Source organism: Sphingobium sp. L-44, from assembly GCF_056859495.1.
On sequence record NZ_JBSXOQ010000086.1, the window covers coordinates 1 to 20768 of the forward strand.

Below are 20768 nucleotides of genomic sequence, written 5' to 3' on the forward strand. Positions count from 1 at the left end.
CTTCAAAAACAGCTCTGCCAAGCAGGCCAGAACCCAAAGGAGAAAACCACGGGTTGACCCACCCATGACACCCGAAACATAATCCGCAGACGGGTCACTTCTCGATGGAAAACCCGGGTCACTTCTCAGTGGAAATCAACATCGACACGGTGGTGCTCAGCGTGGACACGGTCGTGGTCAGCGAAGACAGCGCGGTTGCCTGCACCGAGATGGTCGAACGGGCCGAGCCGGGCGAGTAGGCTACCGGCGTAGCAGTGTCTGCCAGAACCTCGGCCACTTGCGGTCGCAGGAACCACGCCCAGCTGTCGGTAGTGCCGGAATTGGTGCCGAACTTGCGCAGGTTGAGCCGGGCGCGGACTGCGCCGGTCGGTGCCTGGACCTTGAATGAGCGGACAGGGAAACTGGCAAGGGTGTTGCCGCCGCCTGCGTCCCCGAAAGGCCCAACGCTCGGCGCTGACCCAATAGCTGCCCCAGCGCTGTCCAGCCACATAAGATAGATTTGGATTTGGCAGCGGTGAGAGGCGGCATAGACCGACACGTCATACCATTTGCTGGCCGCCACCTCGATCGTCTGCGTCCAATCGGCATAGCCCGTCGAGGTGGTGTTGTTCTGCTGGATGACGATTGTGTTCTCATTCGGAGGGTACCACTGCGCGTCGGGAGCGTTGCGCAGCCCCACAGAGCCGTTGCCGCCAGACGTGGTGAAGATCCATCCAGACGTGTCCAGGCCGAAATCAGTGTTGACCAGCAGATTTCCACCGCCGGCATTGATCTGCGTTTTCAGGGTCGCCACGTCGCCAACCGCATTGCTGACGGTCGTCTGCAAAGTGCTGATTTGCGCGCCCTGGCTCGACAGAGTGGTCTGGAGCGTGCTGATCTGCCCACCCTGCGCTACGATCTGGGCTTCTAGGCCATCGACATCGCTGATGATGCCGGCGGCCTGAGATTGCAGCGAAGAGATATTGGCCTGGGCGGTGGAAGCCTCCCCCTGCAACGTCGTGACGGCCGTATTCAGCGACGAGGTCGAGGACTGAAGCGAAGCGATGTTGCTCTGCGCAGTATCAACCTCGCCATTCAGCGTGGAGAGCGCGGCGTTGACCTGTGAGAAGTCAGCCGAGACGCTGCTTTCAATCGCCGCGATCTGCGTCTGGGCGGCGGCGATATTGGCCTGAGCAGCGGCCGTATCCTGCTCCAATTGCGCCAGCTGGTCCTGCTGCTGGCCGATGGTACCGGAAATGTCGGAGATGATGCCGACGCCCGTCGTCACCGCCGCAAGGATGGTGAAATCGCCATCGATCTGTTCGACGCGATAGCCCACGCGGACCTGATATGCCGTCTCGCTTTGCAGTGGTGCGATGACATGCTGGACCGGCTCGTTCGCCGACAGGATCGCGGAGCGGGTCCAGGTCGCATCTGCTGGCAGCTTATAGTCGATCAACACCGCGTCCGCCGATGGCATCTCGCTATTGCCGGTCAAGACGATCGCGGGCAGGCCTTCACCGGTCACCGTACCGGCCGCCGCCCAGTTCGCCGCGGCAGGGGCTGGCGGCTTGAGATCCGGCGCGGTCAGGCTGAAGGGCGCCGGCGGCGTGGTGCTCTGGCCAAGTGCATAGGCGTGCTTGGCATAGGTCTCGGTCTGGGCCGAAAACGACACCTTGCCGGTCGACGGGTCCGGGGCGCGGCGCGTGATGAGCACCGGCTGATTGACCAGGCCCTCTTCCGGCACGTTGAGCAGGATGACATCGCCCGTCTTCAGCCCGATCCATTCCGGGCCGGTCGTGAAGTTGATGGGGCCAGCCTCGCGGCTGTTGACGATATCATAGGCCGCGAGCTGGCCCGGCTGCTTCGCCACCTGCCCCGAGAACACCTGCACCAGCGGATAGTCGATTTCCTTGGTGCGCTGGCCCTTGTCGGCGGTCACATAGTCGCTGACCGTGATCGCGGTACCGGAAATGACCGACCAGTCGCTAGCCTCATCGACATAGCGCGGGATGACGCTGTTGAACCGGTCGCGCCGGCTCTTGGTCGCGGCGATCGACAGGCTGTCGAGCAGGTGCCGGCTCTCGATCGTGGCGATCGCCGTGCGGGGCGTCGAGACGAGGCAGCCGACCATGGCGCCGGTCTGGGTCGGAATCGCGCCGCCAGCCTGCAGGATCCGCTTGAGCGTGTCCCACTTGCTGTCCGTCGTCCATTCGACGCCGCCGACCTTCCAGCCATTGGCCTCGCAGACATTGGCGCATTCGACGAATTCGGCGACGCGGATATTCGCAACCGGCGCGCCGATGCCGCAGGTCCGCTTGCCGTTCTGCCAACGCCCAAGCGCCCAGGTCAGCGCATGCAAGCCCGGATTGTCGGACCAGACATAGGTCGACTCCACCAGCGCGCGGCAGGAACCCGAGCCGCCGGGATAGGTGCTGTCGAGGCGAGGATCATAGACCTTGACCCAGTTGCCGATCCACGCAGGTTCCGGCGCGCCGGCGCCGTACATCTCGCCCTGCTTGTTGTAGCGCAGGCACCACATGGCATGCGTGATGCCGGACAGCTTGTGCGAGGTGGTCCAGCCAGGCGCGGAGCCGCCGACCAGGGACAAGGCTAGGGCGCTGGTCTGTTGGCCGCCCAGATGGATCTTTTGCCCCTGATAATCATGATAGTCGCCGATGGCGTTGCCGCTGCTATCGAACGTGACGATCTCATTGTCGGCGGTAAACTTCTCGATGCCGCCGATCGCCCCGCCAATGCTGAGTAGCGCGCCAAACCACAGCAAATCGTTGAACTTGGTATAGCCCGGCCGCGTGTTGGTGTTGGCATATATGCGCAGGCCCGACATACGGGTTCGGCCCATCGCATATGGCAGGCCCGACTGCGGGTTCGTCGTGAAGCTGGTTTGGCTGCCCTGCGACGACATGCCCGGTGCGGTCGCAGTGGAGATGGCCGTTAGAATGCCGGCGGCGAGGCCGCCATAGGTGCCGATCGCGGTGAGGGTGGCAGCGGATGCAACGCCAGCGATGCCTGCCGCACCGGCCATGCCAGGCGCAAGCAGTGGCGCAGCCGCGCCGGCGGTGGCCGCGACCAGTGCGACCGCGCCGACAACCAGCGCCGCCTTGCGCATGAAGCCCGACATTAGAGCACGCTCCAGGCGAAGTCGGGCGTGAGGTCGACCGCGACCAGACCCTGGTCAAGATGATCCTCGTGGAAGCCGAGCACATGGCCATTGCTGGCATAGATACCGATCGCCGCGATCCCGTCATGACCATCGGCAACGACAAGATCACCCAGCAGCAGGCGGGAATAGGGGATGCGCGTCAGACCAAGGCCATCCAGCAGGTCAGGGATCGTGTCATAGCCCATGCGCACGATCGCGCGCTGAGCACCGATCGCGCTGGAATAGCTGCCGGCCTTGCTGATCGAGATCTTGAACCCCATCTTCTTGAGGTGGAAGGCAGCGACCTTGGCGCAGTCGACCTTGCCCCAGGCAAAGGGACGCCCGCGGAACCGGGCCATGGTTGCCTCGATCGCGGTGTGGCGGATTTCGAGCGGGGTCATACGTTCTGGGTCTTCGTGTTGAGGGTGGCAGCCACGGCCGCCGAGAAACCAGATTTCACGCTGCTGCCCTTTGGAGGCTTGACGCCCCAGTAAAGATTGACATCGGTGCCGGTCATGAATTCGAGGCCCAGTTCGCCGGGCCAGATGGACTGGTGCCAGCCGTTGGAAGCGCGTTGCCCTTCTTCGGTCTCAAACAGCCGCTCGAAGACGCTGACGATTGTGAACTCGACCGTGCGCGCGCCGCTTTCATCGATGCCGATCGTCGGCACGTCGATCTCGCCCAGGAACAGGATTTCGGGCGTGCCGATCACCGCGCCGGTCGCAGCGTCGACCGCGCCGACCATGATGGTTGCGACACTGCCCTGCATGTTGGGATGAGACAGGACGGCCGTCGCACTCACGTCCGGCGGCATCAGGGTGACGGTCACTTCTGGCGCGCTATCACCCATCTCCTCGGACAGTTCGGATATGCTGGCGATCGTCCCGAAAGACGCGTCTATTCCAGCGTAAATCTCGGTGCCGATTTGTAGGGAAGCGGACCCGTCGAGCAGGCGAAGGGTGTAGCTGGGCAACTCGATTTTGAGGGCGCCAAAGAGCAGCGGGGCAGGCTGAGCCAGCGCATTTTTCAGCGCGGCATCCATCAGGCGGCTTCCATGATCGAATAGCTGATTTCGCGCGCGTTATCGAGGCCGATCTGCCAGTTCAGCTCTTCGCCCGGCAGGACATTCCCCTCGATCATGGGGTGAGCAAGCTCCAACACATCATTGATCGAAAGCTGAGTGCGCAGCATCGGGAAGATGGACGCGGACAATGCCCCGGAAGCGTTGGCAACCCCATCTGCCGTGAACATGTAAATGTAGCGCTTGCCCGCATGAATCAGGCTGAAGAATTGCCCTTCCTTAACGGTGTAGCCAGGCGTCAGCCCCTTGATGGGAATGGTCGATCCGCTGGTGACAGTGGCACTCACCAATGGCGCGCCCGGCGTTCCTGGGTCGAAGTCCAGAAGCGGCCACGGCAATATGACCGTCTGGGTTTTGCCTTGCAGCAGGCGGGAGAGGTAAATCATGCCCTCACCTGCCTCCATGGCCGGCATGGTGAGGCGAAGACCGAAGCGCGTTCCCAGTCGATTGATGATCTGCTCAGGGCCGCCGAGGAATGGCGTGAGCACTGTGCTCCACGACCGTAGCAGCACCTGATAATCGTTAGGATATGGGCAGGTGGGCAGGGCGATCGGCATGGGCCGAAGATGGAACAGTGCCGCCTATCGGTTTACCGTCGTCAGCGGCCGGGGATGCGCCGTCGAGCCGCTCGGGTTGCATCACTGCCCGCCGCATTGCGAGCCTGCGCGCTGGCCGCAACTCCGATTGGGGCAGCCACTTGCGTCGCTCGTTGGTCAACCCGAGCGTCGAAATAGTCGTTAGCCTCGACCTTCACCACCACGGTCTGCTGCACCGGCCTCGCGCCCATGCCCGCCGCGGTCACGCCCGTCATCGCGCGCGCAGCGGAAGTGTCGCCCGAAGTCAGCGCGGCAAGATTCTGGATGCCAATCCGGTCGACGGCATTTGCCGGGATCACATATTCGCCGCGGTGAACGACGCCCGCGACCTCATTGCGAGGGCCGTCGCCGGTATAACCACCGGTTGCGAAGCCTTTGGGCGTGTAATTGTCGAGCCAGCTTTGCGCCTCGGCGCTAATACCGCCGACGCTGCTACTTCCACCCAATCCAAGGAAGGAGCCGATTGACCCGATTATGCCCGCGCCACCATTGCTGCCAAACAAGGCCTGTTTGGCGGCAAGCCGCACAAGATCCTGGATGATGCCGTTGATGACATCACCTGCGATCCCGCCCAGCTTGATATATTCCGTGCTGGCGTTGGCCAGGCCATCCGCCAACCGATCCACGGCGTCGATGTCGATCTGCTCGATAGCGTCGCCCATATTGGCGGCGGTTTGCCGGACCTCTCGGCGGCGTTGCTCCAAGGGGGATTCGTATTGGCGGTCCAAACCTTCTCGACGCGCAGCCAGCCGGCGCTCAAGTTCCGCACGCGCCTTTGCTGCATCGAGAATCTGCCCGTTAGCGATCTGAAGTTCAAGCCGCTGGCGCTCCTCCTGCTCTACGATACCGAGAATTGCTTGCTCGGCAGCGAGGCGATCTTTTCGGTTGGTTATGAGGTCAGCTTCAGCCTCTAGCGCCTCACGTTCGCTAGCGAGGGCGTCTTGCGCCATCTGCTTCTGCTGGTCCGAAAGGTCTTTGAACACCGCGCTGTAGACATTAGCTGGGCCGGCGACGGTGCTTCCCTTCTCGTCCATTCCGAAAAGGGCGTTAAGCTCCTTTCGGAGGGCAGCCTTGCGTTCTTCGCTATATTCCTTGCTCGCGTTGATGTCGGCCAGACGCTGCTTGTACTCGATATCGAGAAGCTCGGTTTGGAGATCGGCGCGCTTTTGAGCGTCGGTGGTGACCTGCAATTCCGCTTGTAGCTGCTCTGCTTTCAGCCGGGAAAGATCGTCATTATAGCGGGTGGTGATCTCTTCGGCAGTGGGGCCGGAGCGTGATTTTTTCTTATCGGGGCCATCGGCAACTGTTGCGGCAGGGGTGGTGACAGGCGCATTGGCCACCTCCTTTTCGGCAGCGCGCACGGCGTTGACGGCCTTACCTGCTGCGATAAATTCTTTTGATGCTGCATCAAGTGCGCGCGATTGTTCGGTTGAGCCGTCGCCGCCTCGCGCCCTTCGATCGGACAGCGCAACTTCGCGGGTGGTGATAACTGGGCGGCGTTGGCGGCTACCGGGGATGGCCTCGTATGTGACATCCTGCTCCTCACGCACGCCGCGCTTGGCAAGGTTAAGCGCTTTCTCCGCTTGTTGGGCGCGGAGATACGCCTCTGCCTTGGCGAGCGCGATTGTCTCTTTGGTTAGCTGGGCGCGCGCGTTCGTCAGCTTTCCGGTCGATCCGGCAATGCGGTCGGTGCGATCGGCCGCCAGAACTTGGTTCAAGGCTTGCTGCTGATCGGTCAGCGCATTGGTCGATTTTGACGCGTTACCATTTGTTAGGGCGAGATAGGCGACGCCAGCAGCAAGAGCGCCCACCGCAAGGATGACAGGGTTGCCCACCAACCCGATTAGAGCGGCGCGGAGGCCGACTGTAGCAACCTGCGTCTGAATCGTGGCAATCCGGGCCGCCGCCATGGCGCCGACATAGTTGACCCCAAGGCCAATGGAAATCGCAGCAATTGCCGGAATGAGGGTGTCCAGATTCTGCGCGATTGTGCCGAACGTCTCACCAAGGGCAGTAGAAACGCCGTTCGCCTTGTCGGCTTCACCAAAGTAGACCGTCAGCGCATTGTTGAGCGTGGTGTACCCCGCTGAAAGTGTCAGCGTGGCATTGGCGGCTTTGCCTTCCAGCCCGTCCGCGCCAGCGAGGATGGCCTGCAAGAACTCCTGACTGCTGACCTTGCCGTCCTTCACCAGCGCGGTCAGCTTGGAAACCGAACCACCAAAGCGCGTCGAGCCGTTGGCGGCGGCCTCCAGCAGAGGGTAAAGGCCGTCGAGAAGACTGTTATATTCTTCTGCCTGAATCTTCCCGCCGCGTAGCGCCTGCGTCAACTGCAATAGCGCGCCGCTTGCCTCTTGGGACGATATGCCGGTGATTTTGAGCGAAGCCGATACTGCATCCGTCAGTCCGAAGATGTCTGATTGAGACGCCCCCAATTCCTTGCTTGCTTGGGTCAGTTGTCCATAGAGGTTCGACAGGCCCTCAATCTCGACGCCATATTTCTGCGCTGATGCGAATAGGCGGTCCTGCACCGCTTTCATCGCCTCACCCTCAAGGCCAGCGATGCGGAGGTTGTTTTGCAGGCGGGTGAAGCTGTCCGACATTTCGGAAAGCTGGTTCACCGTGACATAGGCGCCGATCGACAGGGCGATGTTGCGGATGCCGGATTGCACGCGGTCTGCGTTCGCTTGGATAGCGTCGGCCGCCCGCTTCGCCGCAATCTCCTTATCCCGCGCCGCCTTTTGAGCGGCGTCAGCGGCCTTCTCATGCGCCCGCTTCTCATCGTTCGCGGCTTTCTCAGCCGCCTTTGCTGCATCCTTGGCGGCCTTGGCTGCATCCGCTGCTGCCTGCCGCTGTTCCTTGGCGGCTTTCTCCTCCGCGATTGCTGCCTCTTGAACGGCGCGAGCCTCTTCGCGGGCGGCCTCCGTTGCGGCGGCGGCAACCTGCTCCTTGGCCATCTCGACTTGGCGGCTTGCCGCTTCAATCGCGGCGGCGGCTTCCTTCTCTGAATTAGCCTGGGCAGTGGCAGCGGCTTCGATTGCGGCGGTGGCCTTATCGACCGCCGCTTGCTTTGCCGCTTCCGCTTGTGCGATGGCAGTCGCAGCAGCCTTGTCGGATGTTGCCATCTGCTGGAAAGCTGCGATCATGCGGTCTGCTGCCGCGTCAATTTTGTTGGCGGCGACTAGGATTGCGCCTGAAACCTGATCGTTGAGCCGGATCACATCTTTGAGAGACGACTTATATTCGGCGTCCTGCGCTTTGAGTTGCAGGATGACAGGATCGATTTCAGCCATGCGATCATGCTATGGCCGGGAGACTCGTGGGATTACCGTCGTTGGGGGGATGAGCAGTTGGCTTCGATCAAGATACATGCCGGTGACTGGGGTGAGAACAAAGTTGGCGGCTTCTCGTTTGACTCGTTTAGCTTGCCAAAGGCGGGTAAGTTCATGCCCGAAGGGATTCATAAATCAGCGTTGACTGAAGTCGAATTAGCGACTGAAGAATCGGTGAAGCGCATTGGTGGCACGGTTGGGTGGGGCGCGGCGGGCGCTGTCATCCTTGGTCCTGTTGGACTGCTGGCGGGCCTATTGTTGGGCGGCCGGAAGAAAGAGGTGACATTCGTCGCCAAGTTCAAAGATGGCCGGAAGTTCATGGGCACGACTGATGCAAAGACCTATACGCAGATAGCGGCAGCAGTATTCAAATGAGCTGGCTTAGCCGCCTTCTGTCTAGGCGAAGCTTCCCGATCCTGGCCGATAGGGTTTCTCGTGTCAGGTCGGTCATGGGCAATGATACTATGATCCAGGTCTATGCCAACAACATGGCTGCTGGCCCGTGCAGTGCTTGCACTGCGTTGGCGGCGAACCCGGTTCCTCTATCGTTGGCGCCATCTGGGCCTTTGCCATCATGCCCCCACCCCGACCAATGCGCATTGCATTGGCGAACGATTTATAGCCCGGATTGAAATAAGGCGGCCCGAAGGCCGCCCTGTATAACCGCTGTCGTTTATAATTGACAGCTTTTGACCTGTCGTTTAAAAGCGACAAATGGATTACGAGGTCGCTACTACAGAAGAGTTTGATGACTGGCTTGATGCCCAGGAATCGGACGTTCGTGAAGCGATATCGACTCGTATTTTGCGCGCCCAGTCGGGCTTATTCGGCGATGTGGAGCGAGTCGGCGATAAGGTGACTGAAATGCGGCTCCATATGGGGCCGGGCTATCGGGTTTATTTCACAATTCAAGGCCGAGTTTTGATTATCCTGCTCTGCGGTGGTGAGAAGAAATCACAAAAGAAGGACATCAAGAAGGCAAAAGGTATGGTTGCTGACCTTTAATAGCATCGCCTTTTCGTTGGTGAGGAAACGACATGGCAATCAAAATCAAGCGCTTCGACGCTTCTAAGCATTTCGATACCCCGGAGGCGCAAGCTCGCCTTATCGATGATGCGTTTCAGAGTGGCAACGCCGGATATATCGCAAACGCCCTCGGTGTGATTGCCCGCGCGAAGGGCATGACAAATCTTGCGAATGAAACCGGGCTTAGCCGCCAAGCCCTCTATGCCGCACTGAGCGAAGGTGGGAACCCATCTCTTGATACGATCGTGAAAGTGACACGCGCCCTGGGCATCGATCTGCACGCAGCCGCAGCGAATGACGTGAGTTCCGAGCGCGAGTTGGCGCACGCCTAACCACCCATCCGCGCAGCCATAACAGCCGCCAGCTTGTCAGGGTCGCCGCCGGCCTTGCCGCTATCGGCACCGGCGGCATCGTTATGTGCTTCCAGCGCCTCGAAATACTCGCCGATGCTGACGGAGCGATAGTCCAGCCCAAGCTGACCGCAGTTTGCGATTACCTGTCCACGCCGGAGGGGCTGTGATTTTCCTCGGTCAGATTGTCCGGCTTTTTTTTTAGGTCGATGCCTTTGATGGCGGCATGCAGGACGGCCCAAGCTGTGCCGACGCATGAGGCGATCTTGCCGGGCTGCATCGCTTCGCCGACAAGGCGGGCGGCCAGTTGCGCGCCGACCTCGAACCGATCGCCGCCCTTCTCGCCAGAGTTGCCAGCGACCAGCGCTTGCTCAAGGATGTTCTGAATATCGCCCCAGAACACGGTCGCGCCGGGCAGCACTGAAACCTCACCGGTCGTCGGATCTACTCCGATGCCGCCGGACAGCTCATCATAGATCGTGAATACCGAAACTGGATAGCCTGCGGGCCGCCATGGTCCGCGATCGCCTGCCCGATCATGCGAGCGTGATGGTTCTGCAACTCGACCTTCGCGGCGTGAGCCGGATCGGCCTTGATGACCCGGTGCAGCGTGAACATGCTGGTCAGCAGGTCGATATAGGCTTTGGTCAATTCTTCGTTCATGCGCTCTTCCCCTGGAATCCTGCGATGGCGGCTTCAGCGGCCTCTCGGGTCAGACCGAGCGCCACATAATCCTCGACGGTGATCGATTTTGGGCCGCGCAGCTTGGTCGGGTCGATCGTGCGGACCTTCTCGGCAGCGATCCGTCCGATCCCAAATTCCTTCATGATCGAGGCTGCGTCATCAGGGCTGCACGCGACGAATGGCTCACGCTCGATGCGCGGCGCTCCATTAGCGGCGGACAGGATGGCTTCAGCCATCTTGCGTAGGCGGCGGACCTTCTGCCGGCGTTCTTCAACCATCGGGTCGGCGAAAGACCGGATGGCCCCGACGCTCGGCAGGAAGCCGCGTTCGGATTTCTTCACCGCCTCATCGATGGCCTGTCCCACGATGTCCTGCGGCAGGTCGGCCAACAGGCGGATCGTTTCGTGAAGCCAAGCCGTGGCGCGATCAGCGTCGCGATCATTCGACATGGCCAGATACATGGTCGACAGCCGATCCTTGAGCCACTGGCCGTTCACGGGCGCCAGCGTGGCTTCGGCCTGCTCGGCCAAGCCGGGAACGCGCTGACGGTCTTCGTCGCTCAAGCGGGACAGGCCGGTGGGCACATCCCATTCGCTCAGGCTGAACTGGTTATCCGAAATGGCCGACGCGATCGCGCGCGGCATGGAGAGCTTCGGAAACTGACCCGCGACTTGAAGTTCCTGACCCATTTCGATTTTCCCTCATGATCCTGTCGTGCTGATCGCGGATGCGGTTGTGCCAAACCTTGTCCCAGTCGCTTCGGGCGGCGTCGCGAGTGCGAGTGGCCCAGTAATCCCGGAAGCCATCAAGCTCCCGCTCCTCCCGGCCAGGTGGCCATTGGGCTGTCAGCTGGGCGACGGTCGGGGGAAGGGTGGAAGGGTGCCAGTTGGCAGGAATGCGATGCCCCTTTGCCGGTTGGGCGCGCGACATCACCACTGAGGTATCTTTAGATACCGAAGTATATTCTTTCCCTTCTTCTTCTTTGGTCCGCTGTTGCCCCGACGTTGCCCCGTTTTGCGGTTCGACGTTGCCCCGCTCGATTCCTTCCGGCGCTTGGTAACGCTCGTAATTACAGATACTTATGATGCTTTGGCCTTGCCCCGCTGCGTGGTCCGACGTTGCCCCGATTTTGGTTCGCGTCTCGATCATGCCTTCGGCGACCAACAGCTTGAGAAAGCGGTCGACACGGCTCTTCGACCAGCCCCATTTCTCGGCCAGGAAGCGCTGGGCAAAACACAGTTCGCCCCGGTCGAGATCGATCATTTCGCCCTTGATGCGAGCGCGTGATGGCTTCCATGCCGCATGCTCGATCAGCCATGCCCATGCATCGCGCCGGGAGAACTCCTCCCGGTCGAAGATCGGGTTGTCCTGCCAACCACGATGCATGAGGAAATAGCCGCTCACTGAGGCAGAACCTCCACCTCAACCCGCCCCGGCGCTTCGGGCGCGGCGAACTCATAGGCCGGCACAAACCGGCTATCATTCACGCCCAGCGCATCAGCGATGCCGTCGAAATAGGGCTTCATCCGGTTGGGATAGTTCACCCGGTCGCCGCGCCGGTTGGCGGGCACGAACCGGACGCGCACGGTTATATCGCCCGTGGCCGGCATAGCGGTGCGAACAGCAAGCGCGGCGTTGCGCGCCCACTCCCGGTGCTTCTTGGTGTCGGCGATCTTCTTCCACTGGCCGTTGCCCTTGGCGTGGCCAGCGAGAGAGGATGCGGGGAAGGGCAGGTCGAATTTCATATCGCGTCCACTGGTTTCATCCTCGCCCCGGATTGCTCCGGGGTCCGGTGATGCCAGTGGGTCACTCCATGCCGAGCGCCGCCAGATAGGTCTGGAGGATGTGCTCCATTTCCTGGCGATCGTGGGGCTGCATTTTCCGCAGCTTGATGATCTCGCGCATGATCTTCGGGTCGTAACCGGTCGCCTTGGCCTCCAGATAGACATCCTTGATGTCGTCCCCGATGCCCTTCTTTTCCTCCTCCAAGCGCTCGATGCGCTCGATCAGGAGGCGGAGCTGGTCGGCGGCAACGTTTCCTTCGGACATGGTCATTTTCCTTCCGGGTTGAGAATGGGCAGGGGCGGCAGGCAAAGCTGCTCGCGCATCAGGCGGGCACGGGCCTTGACGGCTTCGCGGTGCTGGTGGTGACCAATAAGGGCCAGCTCACGGGCGGGGTTCGGCGCAGCGCGGCGCGCGAAAATACGGCGCCAGTTCACAGCGCCAACCTCCGTATCGCTTCCCGCACGGTGGGCGGGGAACAACCGATCTTGCGAGCGATGGCGATGGGGCTAAGACCCTCGCCCTTGAGCGCGCGGACCTGCGCATCGCGATCGGCGCGGATATCGTCATAGACGTGCGGGGGCTGGAGGATCACGCGGCCGACGTTGCGGGTCGCATCCGCCGCCTTCCGCACAGCCTCAGCCAGCGCGGCTTCCTGGGGGCCGGTCATGCTGCATCCCCATGGCTGGAAACCGGCAGCACCGTGGCGATCAGCATGTCAGCAGCCTCACGCACGGCCGGGCGCTCGACATGATCGATCCGGCCATCGGCGGCAGCGGTGGCGATCACCGACAGATGCTGCATGGCGGCCGCGGTCATCACCATCGGGCAGGCGTCTTCCGCTTCGTCCAGTGGGCGGGCTGCATAGCCGATGTTCGCCAGGATCGCGTTGACCGCTTCGGTGCCCAGCACGGTCGCGATGCTCAGCGCGCTGGAAAGCGAAGGCTCGCGCACCTCGCCATCGTCCATCACCATGTAGCTGCGGATCGCGCGGACCTTGACGCCAGACAGTTCGGCAAGCTGCTCGACGGTGAAGCGGCGGCGCACGACTACCGCATTGCGAAGAAGGGTGCGCATGGTGTCGATGACGCAATTGCGAGATACGACGCCAGTTTCTTCCACTGTGGTGTTGCGGTGCATCATGCAGAAGCATCCTCATGAAGATTGGTCTGGAAATTAGCGCCGAGCTGAGCAGAGAGGGGGACACCCAACTCGGCGCCGTCCTGCGGTTGCGACCCGACAGGATTGGAAATAGCGTTGCGACCGCTCACCAACTGGCCGGCATCGACCTCGGCCACCGTGCGATGGTTCGCGAACAGGTGGGCGATGGGACGCTGGCGCCAGACGCGGGTGTTGCCGGTCCGCTTGATCAGGGTGATGCCTGGAAAACGATCGGTGAGGCGGTGAGGCATGTGCTGTCAGGCCTCCGATGCGCAGTGGAAGCCGCACCCGCCGAAATCGGCGCCGCGAACCTTTGTCGACTGGTCAGCGGGGATCTCGTCCAGAAACCCACGCACATTGCGCAGCTTGCCGTCTTCGCCTTTCTCGCGGCGAAGAATCACGGGCCGGGCGCCAAAGCGACGGGCCTGCTCGTTCCTGCGCGCAAAGACCTCGGGGAAGTGCTGGCGGATCAACGCCCAATAGTTCGGGCTGCTCGACTTGACGCAGCCGAGGCAATTGCCGTTCGGCATACCGATGTCATAGACATAGGGACGACGGATGCCGTGATCGCGCAAAAAGGCGTGGGTCTGCTTCTTCGTCATCCCCATTTCAATCAGCGGACTGCGTTGCTTCAACAGCGGATAGTCAGCGAGCATTCCGTCGAAGCGAGCAGCATCGAGCTTGTCGGCGGTGTAGCCCCAGAAATGGGTGTCACTGGGAAGCTGGTAATCAAGACGCGGAACGAATTTCATTTCACCAGTGCACGGCGCGCCGTGCATGCCGGACAGATATTGGCGGTCCTCAAAGACATCATCGATCGTGGAAAATCGCTTGCTGCGCAGCCGAATGACCGGCTTGCCGTACCACTGCTCAAGATCGTCAATGAAGCGGCGGCTATCCGGGTGAACGCTATCTCCAAGATCGCAGTGAAGAACTTCTGCGTCTGGCATTTCCCGCAGCATGAGCTTGGCCATGACTGCGCTGTTCACGCCATCGACCCACAGCAGGTTGCGACCTTTGCCCCAATCCAGCGGAAGGGCCGGCTGATGTTGGAGCTTGCGCGCCATTACGCCGCCGCGCTCGCGGGCTTGGTGGGGCGGGAAGACCACTCCATCCAATCGTTCGGCGTCACCGCTCCGTCAGTCGCAGCGCTGATCGCAGACTGCGCTTTGAACGACGGCATCTTGTCGCCGCGTGCATAATGGCGGATTGTCCAGGGGCTGAAATGGTGACGGGCGGCGAAGGCCTCAGCCGATTGGTCGCTATCCTCAAGGTAGCGGCGAAGAGGGGTCTTGCTCATGCCTGATATATGTACCCAACTCAGGTACGATTTTCAAGCGATAATGTACCCTTCGCAGGTTCTTGAGCCGATTTGCTCTTGTACCGATGCTAGGCTCATGGTTTTGAGCATCAAAGACGCCCGGAAAATGGCGGGTCTGTCCCAAGAGGGGCTGGGTGAATTGGCAGGCTCCGGTCGCTCCACAATTGTGAAGTTGGAGCGCGGCGAACTGCCGCTAACGCCGGATTGGGTGCGTCGATTGGCGCCCCATTTGAAGGTGCAGCCGCACGAGATTTTCGAGGCCGCCCCGCTTCCTAATGAAGAAGAGATGCATGAGATCGTCGCCGGGCTTGCCCTTGAGGTGCCTCCAGGCGCGCCGACATCGGTGTGGATTGATACCGTCGCTCAAGGCCTTCGCGGGCAATTAGCGCGTTTCCAAGTCGATCGGCTAATTCGCGGTTCTGAGGATCAAATGAGCGTTCCCGCAGGAGCCGCTCAATCTCCTGATCCCACCAAGCCAAGCGCTCAGGCATGACGGCACAGGAGAATAGGCAGGTGGAGCATCCAACCTCGCATGCCGGTTCTCTCAGTGTGATCGCCATCGCCAACGCCTCGACTCATCTGTTCTCTTTTTGTTCTCTACCGGAACGCGAGGCGTGTAGGAAATAGGAAAAGCTGGGCAGGGTGTTTCCTATCGGGATTTGGATGGGGATAAGTCCGCAGGGGATAACGTTATCTGGAAATCATTTCCGAGCGGAAGTTACTTCCGTCGCCTGAGTGGGCGGCAGGAACGTTCCCTGAGTGGGATCGTTGATTCGGAAAATGAGTGAAGGGCGGCTGGTTGCGTCATTTACGTACCGCCTGTTCAGGTACGTAAATGATAATCGGCCCTCTGTCAATTTAGTGCGAATTGCACTATTTCAAGCGAAGGTTGAAACGCCTTTTTAACCCATCGCCGCCATAGTCGGCGAGCAGCAGTTGGAGGAAAACATGGTAGCTTTGCGCAAGCCGTTCGGTCTTTTTGGCCGTGGCGCTGCATGCTCGGACCGTGCTACCGCTGCCGCATTCAAAGTGGGCAAGAAAGCCCACAAGATGAGCGGCGGTGCTACGCCCGCTTTGAAGGAGGTCGCTCTCCTCTACAAGGAAAATCAAAAATCGGAGTAACTATTGACGCACCAGGGGGCGGTGCCGTCAATTGGTTATATGGCGCTGAATAAAGCGGCTAGCCAATCGCAGTTTAAATGCGGCGCTACATCTATCGATCGATATTTCGCCAGAGAAGCATGGAAGCAGCATACTGGTGGGGTTCACCGTGTGACATATGGTCACTTGGAGGGCGCCGTTGCGCCTGCTGCATTTTTCTCGCTGGCATGCGTGACCGAAGAAATAAAAAAACTGAAAGGCTCTTATCATCCATTTGGTGGAGCTGACCGATTTCCTTGCTTGCCGCTTGTTTGGCTGGGGGTCCATCGACAGCTTCAAGGGCAGGGTATTGGCAAGCTCATGGTCGGCAGGGCGATCAAAATATTCGCAGAGGTGGGGTCGCAAATTGGCTTGCCTCACTTGGTATTGGTGCCGATCTCAGAGGACGTGAAGCCTTTCTATCTGTCACTCGGTTTCCGAGAATATGACAATGGCGACAGGATGTTCCTACCTCTTCAGTCTGCGATCGAGGTTTTCCCGCAATCATAGAACCCCGCCCGACCAGTTCGTTGCGGCCCCCCATGGAACGATCCCCCCGTTCGCGTGTAATACCTTCCAGCGAGCCCCCCCCCGTTGCTTGCTGACCTTCGACTAGCCCCGCCCGACCAGCTCGCGGCGGGGTTTTTCGTGCCGCCTCCCTCTTGAAGAATCGAGCCGCTCTTTGGTAAATTCGGAGCGTCCCAAGGATCGCCGCCTGGGATAGCGGTCTCTCAACGAGGTCGCTTTTGTTCAACTCAAGGAGGAGCAAAATGCGCAGAATTTCGGACAAAGCCTATTATGAGCGTCGCGCCAGGACTGAGATCCGAAAAGCCAACATGACCAGCGATCCATCAGCCAAAAGGGTTCATCTCGCTCTGGCGGCCAACTATCTCAATCACGTTCGCTCAATGGAGGCGGATGCTGAACAGGGCAACGATCTTGAGATGGCTTAGGCGTCGGTCTGCCACATCGTCGTAACACAACCCTGCTTTAGCGGCTGACGGCGGCATACCCCTGCTCGCCATCCTCCCCGACTAGCCCCGCGCGCCCGTCCGCTGCGGGGCTTTTTTGTGGGCATACCTCTTCCGATGCGAAACCAATTCCGGCGCCTAACGAATTTGGTGATTCGCGCGTGCCAGATTAAAAAGTACCTTGTGCGGGTGCATTTATATTGACACGTACCTAACATGGGTACATAACACCTCCATCAAGCCGGTGAGCCGAAAGCGCAGACCCGGCACCAGCGGGAAACCGCGAGATGGAGTTCCGGCCAATGCGCCACGAAATCATCACGAAGGCAGCGGAACGGGGCGAACCCACTGATCCCGCCTCGTATCGCCACATGCTCAACGACCTGAACGCGAAGGGGGCTGCGAAGGCTGCCGGCGCGATCGAGGCTGCCATGCAGTCCCAGATGAAGGGGCGCCGGGCATGACCAGCGCCACCCTCATCGACGCAACGTCGCACACCGCCCTTGAAGCCGCTGCCGAGAAGGCGGGCAACTGGCTGGTCACGGCCAAGCCCGTCATCCGCGCCATGATCGCGCTGTTCGACATGGACGCGAACGAGCTGTCCGGCTGCGATCCGCGCACCTTCGACGCCGCCTGGCCGCATATCGAGAAGGCCGCCAACCGGCTGCACCAGCAGATCGAGGATATCCGCGAGGAAGCCATCTGCGACCACAGCGTGAGCGGCACCAGCGAAATGACCGAAGCCGAATGGGATGCGGTCGAGGAGTTCAACGATGCGCTGCGCCGGGACGTGGTTTCCGTGGCGATGGCCATCAGGATTGTGAGGGCTGAGTGATGGGATATCTGAAAACCAGCATCATGTGGCACGACAGCAAGGGCGGTGAATGCGAAGCCTATGTTGGTGTCCGCTACACTGGCCACAAGGGCTTTCGCGGCGACCATATCGACCCGCCTGAACCCGCGACCATCGAAATTGACGAGATCAAGGTGATCGAGGGCTGTCCGCTTCCCGACGATTACGAGGCGACCGACGAACTGATTGCTGAATGCTTGGCTGATTGGGCTGAGGAAGATGCTGAGGCGGAAGAATGGCGCGCGCAGAGCCGCCGTGACCAGTTGATGGGAGGCTTCTGATGAGCCAGCCTGAAAACCCGAGCGCGTTCCCGCAGAACGATTTCAGCGCTTACACCGTCGACCGTTGCGGCATGACCCTGCGCGACTATTTCGCAGCGCGGTTTTCCACAGAGCTTCTTCGCGAAGCCAACAGCGGAGATTGGCTCATCAAGGATGGTGAGCGTCCGTCCGCAGTGGTCGCGCAGTTCTCGTATCAACTTGCCGACGCCATGCTGGCCGAGCGGGCGAAAGGCGAAACCGCATGATCCGCAAAATCCGCGCCGCCCTGACCAACCGCGACGCCCGTATCGGCCTCCACCCTCCCTATGCCGAGCTGATCGGGGCGGGGGCTGTGGTGTTCATGATGGCTTGGCTGGTGGCCGTATGAGCCGGGCGATCCCTTCGGGTCGGGCTGTCGCGGCTTCGCCGTCGAACCGCTCCGCGTTTCGCCCCTGCCGGGCTTCCATCCCTATCGCATGGCTCATCGCCGCTCACGAAGCTGGCCGGGCCGATCCTGATCCCTTTTTCGAACGGAAGGAAACGCTGTGAACGCGCTTGTCCCCATTCAGCAGTCCAATGTGGATGCCTATCGCGCCTCCACCGATGCCGCCAGTCTGTGCCGGGAGATCGTGGTCAACACCGCGACCAACATCCAGGGGCGCAAATATGTCTGCGTCGAAGGCTGGCAGGCGATCGCCATTGCGCACGGCTGCACAGCGTCCGCGCGTGATGTCGAGCGGATCGAAGGCGGCGTTCGTGCGATCGGCGAAGTCCGCCGCATGTCCGATGGCGCTGTGATCGCTGAGGCTGAGGGGTTTGTTGGCGAGGATGAACCGACGTGGTTCGGGGGCGAGAGCATATCTTATGGCAAGCGCAAGGTGCTGCCGAAGCGCGCGGACTATGCCATCCGGGCGATGGCCCAGACCCGCGCCATCAGTCGAGCCTGCCGGTCGGCCTTCGCGCATGTCGTCGTGATGATGAACGCCGGGCTGTCCACCACGCCGGCTGAAGAAGTCCCGCTGGGCGGTTTCGATAACGCGCAGGAGGCCGATTATTCGGATGCCCCGCCGCATCAGCATCGCAAACAGGAGCCAGCCAAGCAGCGCGCGGCGCAGGGGCAGGGCGGCGTCCAACTGATCACGCCCGAACAGGAATTGATGCTGGACGACAAGATGCGGGAGGCCGGGGTCGATCCGGTCAAGTTCCTGCGCGAAGGCGCCGGCATCAGCAAGTCTCGCGACCTTCCGGCCAACAAGTTCGGCGACGCGATGAAGGCGCTGACCGGCATCATCGCCAGCGCCCAGAAGCAGCGCGCGGCGCAGGGGCCGAGCGACGGCGAGTTTTCCGAAATTGGCGACGATTGCGTCCCTTACTGAGAGGAACACAGACGATGATGTATCAGTCGAGCAAGGGGGCGGTCGATATCACGACCATGCCCTTCACCTATGCCAACAACGCTCTCAACAAGCTGCGCCGTGAAGCGCCGGAACGCACCGACGAAATCAACGCACTGGCGGACCATATCGCCAATCTGGAATCCGGCGAGCAGCCGAACCCGCGCGCGGTGATCGGTGGCAACAATCCGCCCGATGAGACGCCGGTAGTTGCCGCAGCGCCTCAGTGGTCGGCCGTGAAGCTTCATCTGGACGATCTGCTGGAGCAGGTGCGCGGCATCACCGGGATTACCATCACCGAACAGAAGCAGGCCGATGATGTCGGCAAGCTGCTGCGCGACCTGCAGGACGCCGGCAAGCTCGCCGAGCAGGCGCGCGTTGCCGAGAAGCTGCCGCTCGATGAAGCGGTGAAGGAAATCCAGGACCGCTACAACGCCTACATCGCTCCGCTCAAGAATAAGACCCCTGGCACTGTCAGCAAGGCAGAGCAGGCGCTGAAAAACCAGATCGGCGCATGGCTCAAGAAGCTGGACGACGAACGCGCGGAGCGTGAGCGGATTGCCAAGGAGGCGGCCGACAAGGCTGCCGAGCAGGCGCGCGCGGCGCATCAGGCTGCGGCCGGCTCTGATGATCTGGACCAGATCGACGCGGCGGAAGACTTGCTTGCCGCTGCCGATATGGCGGCGCGCGACTTGCGCCAGGTGGAGAAGGAAAAGGCGCAGGTGAAGACCGAAGGCTATCGGGCGATCGGCCTGCGCTCGATCTGGCGCGCCGAGCGCATCGAAGGCGAGGGCGGCAAGGCGCTTTCCCATTATGCCAAGGCCCAGCCCCAGCGCGTCATCGCGTTCCTCGAAACCCTCGCTGCGGAAGACGTGAAGGCCGGTGTCCGGTCCAACCGACCGGCAGGCCATATATTGAAGCCTATGACGGATTCACAAAGGATTGCCCTGTCTGCGGTCGGATGTTCGGCCTGAGGGATAAGGCTTTCCAATCCGCAGGTCGCTTCCGCCGTCGGAAGTTCTGTTCCGTCAGTTGCGCCAATCGGGGCAAGATCGGAACTCCATTCCCTTGTTCATTCTGGCCAAAAGTGAAGACGGCCGCACCCGACGAATGCTGGGAATGGACCGGTCCTCGGACGCATAATGGATATGGCCGCACAACATTGAATGGCAGGGATATTCGCTGCCATCGACGCGCGTATGAACTGACAAAGGGGCCTATCCCAGCCGGATTGATGATCATGCACAGTTGCGACAATCGCCTGTGCTGCAATCCCAACCATCTGCGCCCTGGCACCGCCAAAGAGAATTGGGATGACTGTGTCTCGAAAGGCCGGGCGCCACAGGTTCAGAATATCCTGACAGAGCTTCAGCGCAGCCAAATCCGAGCATCGACAGGATCGATGGCGAAGGTGGCTGCAGAATTCGGTGTCAGCCCGACAACCGTCTGGAAACTACGCCGCAACGCAAACAGTTAACAAGGAGATGGCCGGTGCCCAACAAGCCCGGCCAGAGTTATCGATGAGCGAGCAGAAGATAAGTTAGCGTCCGCGCTCGTGGTGTAATTTCCGGTGTAGATTGAGGTGATCGCATGGGGTTGGGCATGCCCAACCCCATGCGATTTCGAACTCGGTGGCCACCGGGCTCATCGGTAAGGTGGAGTTACCACACGTCACACG

Annotated in this window: 32 protein-coding genes; 15 read left to right on the top strand and 17 right to left on the bottom strand. The window is 60.9% G+C overall.

Going from position 1 to position 20768, the window contains the following annotated elements; all coding sequences use genetic code 11:
- Window positions 1–118: 118 nt before the first annotated feature.
- The 5 genes from AC13EK_RS11000 to AC13EK_RS11020 are packed head-to-tail and all read right to left on the bottom strand — an operon-like array spanning window position 119 to window position 8109.
- Window positions 119–3121, bottom strand: a complete 3003-nt coding sequence (locus tag AC13EK_RS11000) for a phage tail protein (RefSeq protein ID WP_069336034.1) — start codon at window positions 3119–3121, stop codon at window positions 119–121.
- Window positions 3121–3543: a DUF6950 family protein gene (locus AC13EK_RS11005; RefSeq protein ID WP_069336033.1), complete on the bottom strand. Its 423-nt coding sequence runs from the start codon at window positions 3541–3543 to the stop codon at window positions 3121–3123. Before AC13EK_RS11005 ends, AC13EK_RS11000 begins: the two co-directional genes overlap by 1 nt.
- On the bottom strand, window positions 3540–4184 hold the full coding sequence (locus tag AC13EK_RS11010) for a hypothetical protein (RefSeq protein WP_069336032.1): 645 nt from the start codon (window positions 4182–4184) through the stop codon (window positions 3540–3542). The genes AC13EK_RS11005 and AC13EK_RS11010 overlap by 4 nt, the downstream gene beginning before the upstream one ends.
- Entirely contained in the window at window positions 4184–4780 is a 597-nt protein-coding gene (locus tag AC13EK_RS11015; RefSeq protein WP_069336031.1) for a hypothetical protein, read from the bottom strand. The genes AC13EK_RS11010 and AC13EK_RS11015 overlap by 1 nt, the downstream gene beginning before the upstream one ends.
- A 41-nt stretch (window positions 4781–4821) precedes the next feature.
- Entirely contained in the window at window positions 4822–8109 is a 3288-nt protein-coding gene (locus AC13EK_RS11020) for a tape measure protein (protein ID WP_069336030.1), read from the bottom strand.
- A 57-nt stretch (window positions 8110–8166) separates the two neighbouring features.
- Here AC13EK_RS11020 and AC13EK_RS11025 point away from each other — a divergent pair, with 57 nt between their 5' ends.
- From AC13EK_RS11025 to AC13EK_RS11035, 3 genes are all read left to right on the top strand, one after another.
- Window positions 8167–8523, top strand: coding sequence for a hypothetical protein (locus AC13EK_RS11025; protein WP_038292404.1), 357 nt, complete (start codon window positions 8167–8169; stop codon window positions 8521–8523).
- Between the two features lie 339 nt (window positions 8524–8862).
- A complete protein-coding gene (locus AC13EK_RS11030) occupies window positions 8863–9153 on the top strand; it encodes a type II toxin-antitoxin system RelE/ParE family toxin (RefSeq protein ID WP_069336028.1) in 291 nt (96 codons plus the stop codon).
- A gap of 32 nt (window positions 9154–9185) precedes the next feature.
- Window positions 9186–9506, top strand: a complete 321-nt coding sequence (locus AC13EK_RS11035; protein ID WP_069336027.1) for an addiction module antidote protein — start codon at window positions 9186–9188, stop codon at window positions 9504–9506.
- Window positions 9507–9666: 160 nt separating this feature from the next.
- Here the strand turns inward: AC13EK_RS11035 and AC13EK_RS11040 are convergent, their stop codons facing one another.
- From AC13EK_RS11040 to AC13EK_RS11095, 12 genes are all read right to left on the bottom strand, one after another.
- Window positions 9667–9945: a hypothetical protein gene (locus AC13EK_RS11040; RefSeq protein ID WP_069336026.1), complete on the bottom strand. Its 279-nt coding sequence runs from the start codon at window positions 9943–9945 to the stop codon at window positions 9667–9669.
- A gap of 23 nt (window positions 9946–9968) precedes the next feature.
- Window positions 9969–10187, bottom strand: coding sequence for a hypothetical protein (locus tag AC13EK_RS11045; RefSeq protein WP_069336025.1), 219 nt, complete (start codon window positions 10185–10187; stop codon window positions 9969–9971).
- Window positions 10184–10852: a hypothetical protein gene (locus AC13EK_RS11050; protein WP_277788303.1), complete on the bottom strand. Its 669-nt coding sequence runs from the start codon at window positions 10850–10852 to the stop codon at window positions 10184–10186. The genes AC13EK_RS11045 and AC13EK_RS11050 overlap by 4 nt, the downstream gene beginning before the upstream one ends.
- Window positions 10818–11612, bottom strand: a complete 795-nt coding sequence (locus tag AC13EK_RS11055; RefSeq protein WP_139149937.1) for a hypothetical protein — start codon at window positions 11610–11612, stop codon at window positions 10818–10820. The genes AC13EK_RS11050 and AC13EK_RS11055 overlap by 35 nt, the downstream gene beginning before the upstream one ends.
- Window positions 11609–11953: a hypothetical protein gene (locus AC13EK_RS11060; protein ID WP_069336022.1), complete on the bottom strand. Its 345-nt coding sequence runs from the start codon at window positions 11951–11953 to the stop codon at window positions 11609–11611. Before AC13EK_RS11060 ends, AC13EK_RS11055 begins: the two co-directional genes overlap by 4 nt.
- A 61-nt stretch (window positions 11954–12014) precedes the next feature.
- Window positions 12015–12257, bottom strand: a complete 243-nt coding sequence (locus AC13EK_RS11065) for a DUF2312 domain-containing protein (protein WP_026108864.1) — start codon at window positions 12255–12257, stop codon at window positions 12015–12017.
- Window positions 12258–12259: 2 nt separating this feature from the next.
- A complete protein-coding gene (locus AC13EK_RS11070; protein WP_017499700.1) occupies window positions 12260–12427 on the bottom strand; it encodes a hypothetical protein in 168 nt (55 codons plus the stop codon).
- Window positions 12424–12660, bottom strand: coding sequence for a hypothetical protein (locus AC13EK_RS11075; RefSeq protein ID WP_069336021.1), 237 nt, complete (start codon window positions 12658–12660; stop codon window positions 12424–12426). The genes AC13EK_RS11070 and AC13EK_RS11075 overlap by 4 nt, the downstream gene beginning before the upstream one ends.
- Entirely contained in the window at window positions 12657–13133 is a 477-nt protein-coding gene (locus AC13EK_RS11080) for a hypothetical protein (RefSeq protein ID WP_069336020.1), read from the bottom strand. Before AC13EK_RS11080 ends, AC13EK_RS11075 begins: the two co-directional genes overlap by 4 nt.
- Entirely contained in the window at window positions 13130–13402 is a 273-nt protein-coding gene (locus AC13EK_RS11085; protein ID WP_069336019.1) for a hypothetical protein, read from the bottom strand. The genes AC13EK_RS11080 and AC13EK_RS11085 overlap by 4 nt, the downstream gene beginning before the upstream one ends.
- Window positions 13403–13408: 6 nt before the next feature.
- Window positions 13409–14218, bottom strand: a complete 810-nt coding sequence (locus AC13EK_RS11090; RefSeq protein WP_069336018.1) for an RNA-dependent RNA polymerase family protein — start codon at window positions 14216–14218, stop codon at window positions 13409–13411.
- Window positions 14218–14451, bottom strand: coding sequence for a hypothetical protein (locus AC13EK_RS11095; protein WP_069336017.1), 234 nt, complete (start codon window positions 14449–14451; stop codon window positions 14218–14220). The genes AC13EK_RS11090 and AC13EK_RS11095 overlap by 1 nt, the downstream gene beginning before the upstream one ends.
- A gap of 97 nt (window positions 14452–14548) precedes the next feature.
- On the opposite strand from AC13EK_RS11095, the gene AC13EK_RS11100 reads away from it, so the two are divergent.
- The 12 genes from AC13EK_RS11100 (at window position 14549) to AC13EK_RS11155 (ending at window position 20567) form a co-directional block, all read left to right on the top strand.
- Complete coding sequence (locus tag AC13EK_RS11100) at window positions 14549–14965, top strand: helix-turn-helix transcriptional regulator (protein ID WP_170828638.1); 417 nt, start codon at window positions 14549–14551, stop codon at window positions 14963–14965.
- Between the two features lie 455 nt (window positions 14966–15420).
- Window positions 15421–15594, top strand: coding sequence for a hypothetical protein (locus AC13EK_RS11105; RefSeq protein ID WP_483022198.1), 174 nt, complete (start codon window positions 15421–15423; stop codon window positions 15592–15594).
- 39 nt (window positions 15595–15633) lie between these two features.
- On the top strand, window positions 15634–16122 hold the full coding sequence (locus AC13EK_RS11110; RefSeq protein ID WP_483022199.1) for a GNAT family N-acetyltransferase: 489 nt from the start codon (window positions 15634–15636) through the stop codon (window positions 16120–16122).
- A gap of 260 nt (window positions 16123–16382) precedes the next feature.
- On the top strand, window positions 16383–16565 hold the full coding sequence (locus AC13EK_RS11115; protein ID WP_069337515.1) for a hypothetical protein: 183 nt from the start codon (window positions 16383–16385) through the stop codon (window positions 16563–16565).
- Between the two features lie 320 nt (window positions 16566–16885).
- The gene (locus tag AC13EK_RS11120) at window positions 16886–17047 is read left to right on the top strand and encodes a hypothetical protein (protein WP_170828700.1); all 162 of its coding nucleotides are present in this window, start codon (window positions 16886–16888) and stop codon (window positions 17045–17047) included.
- Window positions 17044–17418, top strand: coding sequence for a hypothetical protein (locus AC13EK_RS11125; protein ID WP_069337514.1), 375 nt, complete (start codon window positions 17044–17046; stop codon window positions 17416–17418). Before AC13EK_RS11120 ends, AC13EK_RS11125 begins: the two co-directional genes overlap by 4 nt.
- A complete protein-coding gene (locus AC13EK_RS11130; protein WP_277788305.1) occupies window positions 17415–17717 on the top strand; it encodes a hypothetical protein in 303 nt (100 codons plus the stop codon). The genes AC13EK_RS11125 and AC13EK_RS11130 overlap by 4 nt, the downstream gene beginning before the upstream one ends.
- Window positions 17717–17962 carry a hypothetical protein gene (locus tag AC13EK_RS11135; RefSeq protein WP_069337512.1) on the top strand — a complete coding sequence of 82 codons (246 nt, stop codon included), beginning with the start codon at window positions 17717–17719 and terminating at the stop codon, window positions 17960–17962. Before AC13EK_RS11130 ends, AC13EK_RS11135 begins: the two co-directional genes overlap by 1 nt.
- Window positions 17959–18084 carry a hypothetical protein gene (locus AC13EK_RS11140; RefSeq protein ID WP_268801840.1) on the top strand — a complete coding sequence of 42 codons (126 nt, stop codon included), beginning with the start codon at window positions 17959–17961 and terminating at the stop codon, window positions 18082–18084. Before AC13EK_RS11135 ends, AC13EK_RS11140 begins: the two co-directional genes overlap by 4 nt.
- Before the next feature lie 157 nt (window positions 18085–18241).
- A complete protein-coding gene (locus tag AC13EK_RS11145; RefSeq protein ID WP_069337511.1) occupies window positions 18242–19072 on the top strand; it encodes a hypothetical protein in 831 nt (276 codons plus the stop codon).
- Between the two features lie 14 nt (window positions 19073–19086).
- Window positions 19087–20064: a hypothetical protein gene (locus tag AC13EK_RS11150; protein WP_139150022.1), complete on the top strand. Its 978-nt coding sequence runs from the start codon at window positions 19087–19089 to the stop codon at window positions 20062–20064.
- Window positions 20052–20567, top strand: coding sequence for an HNH endonuclease (locus AC13EK_RS11155; protein WP_081331722.1), 516 nt, complete (start codon window positions 20052–20054; stop codon window positions 20565–20567). Before AC13EK_RS11150 ends, AC13EK_RS11155 begins: the two co-directional genes overlap by 13 nt.
- The last annotated feature ends 201 nt before the right edge of the window (window positions 20568–20768 follow it).

Coding starts and splice junctions, on each gene's coding strand:
- AC13EK_RS11000 (WP_069336034.1), bottom strand. CDS start 3,121: ATGTCGGGCTTCATGCGCAAGGCGGCGCTGGTTGTCGGCGCGGTCGCA.
- AC13EK_RS11005 (WP_069336033.1), bottom strand. CDS start 3,543: ATGACCCCGCTCGAAATCCGCCACACCGCGATCGAGGCAACCATGGCC.
- AC13EK_RS11010 (WP_069336032.1), bottom strand. CDS start 4,184: ATGGATGCCGCGCTGAAAAATGCGCTGGCTCAGCCTGCCCCGCTGCTC.
- AC13EK_RS11015 (WP_069336031.1), bottom strand. CDS start 4,780: ATGCCGATCGCCCTGCCCACCTGCCCATATCCTAACGATTATCAGGTG.
- AC13EK_RS11020 (WP_069336030.1), bottom strand. CDS start 8,109: ATGGCTGAAATCGATCCTGTCATCCTGCAACTCAAAGCGCAGGACGCC.
- AC13EK_RS11030 (WP_069336028.1), top strand. CDS start 8,863: ATGGATTACGAGGTCGCTACTACAGAAGAGTTTGATGACTGGCTTGAT.
- AC13EK_RS11035 (WP_069336027.1), top strand. CDS start 9,186: ATGGCAATCAAAATCAAGCGCTTCGACGCTTCTAAGCATTTCGATACC.
- AC13EK_RS11045 (WP_069336025.1), bottom strand. CDS start 10,187: ATGAACGAAGAATTGACCAAAGCCTATATCGACCTGCTGACCAGCATG.
- AC13EK_RS11050 (WP_277788303.1), bottom strand. CDS start 10,852: ATGCCGCGCGCGATCGCGTCGGCCATTTCGGATAACCAGTTCAGCCTG.
- AC13EK_RS11060 (WP_069336022.1), bottom strand. CDS start 11,953: ATGAAATTCGACCTGCCCTTCCCCGCATCCTCTCTCGCTGGCCACGCC.
- AC13EK_RS11065 (WP_026108864.1), bottom strand. CDS start 12,257: ATGTCCGAAGGAAACGTTGCCGCCGACCAGCTCCGCCTCCTGATCGAG.
- AC13EK_RS11075 (WP_069336021.1), bottom strand. CDS start 12,660: ATGACCGGCCCCCAGGAAGCCGCGCTGGCTGAGGCTGTGCGGAAGGCG.
- AC13EK_RS11080 (WP_069336020.1), bottom strand. CDS start 13,133: ATGATGCACCGCAACACCACAGTGGAAGAAACTGGCGTCGTATCTCGC.
- AC13EK_RS11085 (WP_069336019.1), bottom strand. CDS start 13,402: ATGCCTCACCGCCTCACCGATCGTTTTCCAGGCATCACCCTGATCAAG.
- AC13EK_RS11090 (WP_069336018.1), bottom strand. CDS start 14,218: ATGGCGCGCAAGCTCCAACATCAGCCGGCCCTTCCGCTGGATTGGGGC.
- AC13EK_RS11095 (WP_069336017.1), bottom strand. CDS start 14,451: ATGAGCAAGACCCCTCTTCGCCGCTACCTTGAGGATAGCGACCAATCG.
- AC13EK_RS11100 (WP_170828638.1), top strand. CDS start 14,549: ATGGTTTTGAGCATCAAAGACGCCCGGAAAATGGCGGGTCTGTCCCAA.
- AC13EK_RS11105 (WP_483022198.1), top strand. CDS start 15,421: ATGGTAGCTTTGCGCAAGCCGTTCGGTCTTTTTGGCCGTGGCGCTGCA.
- AC13EK_RS11110 (WP_483022199.1), top strand. CDS start 15,634: ATGGCGCTGAATAAAGCGGCTAGCCAATCGCAGTTTAAATGCGGCGCT.
- AC13EK_RS11115 (WP_069337515.1), top strand. CDS start 16,383: ATGCGCAGAATTTCGGACAAAGCCTATTATGAGCGTCGCGCCAGGACT.
- AC13EK_RS11120 (WP_170828700.1), top strand. CDS start 16,886: ATGCGCCACGAAATCATCACGAAGGCAGCGGAACGGGGCGAACCCACT.
- AC13EK_RS11125 (WP_069337514.1), top strand. CDS start 17,044: ATGACCAGCGCCACCCTCATCGACGCAACGTCGCACACCGCCCTTGAA.
- AC13EK_RS11135 (WP_069337512.1), top strand. CDS start 17,717: ATGAGCCAGCCTGAAAACCCGAGCGCGTTCCCGCAGAACGATTTCAGC.
- AC13EK_RS11140 (WP_268801840.1), top strand. CDS start 17,959: ATGATCCGCAAAATCCGCGCCGCCCTGACCAACCGCGACGCCCGTATC.
- AC13EK_RS11150 (WP_139150022.1), top strand. CDS start 19,087: ATGATGTATCAGTCGAGCAAGGGGGCGGTCGATATCACGACCATGCCC.
- AC13EK_RS11155 (WP_081331722.1), top strand. CDS start 20,052: ATGTTCGGCCTGAGGGATAAGGCTTTCCAATCCGCAGGTCGCTTCCGC.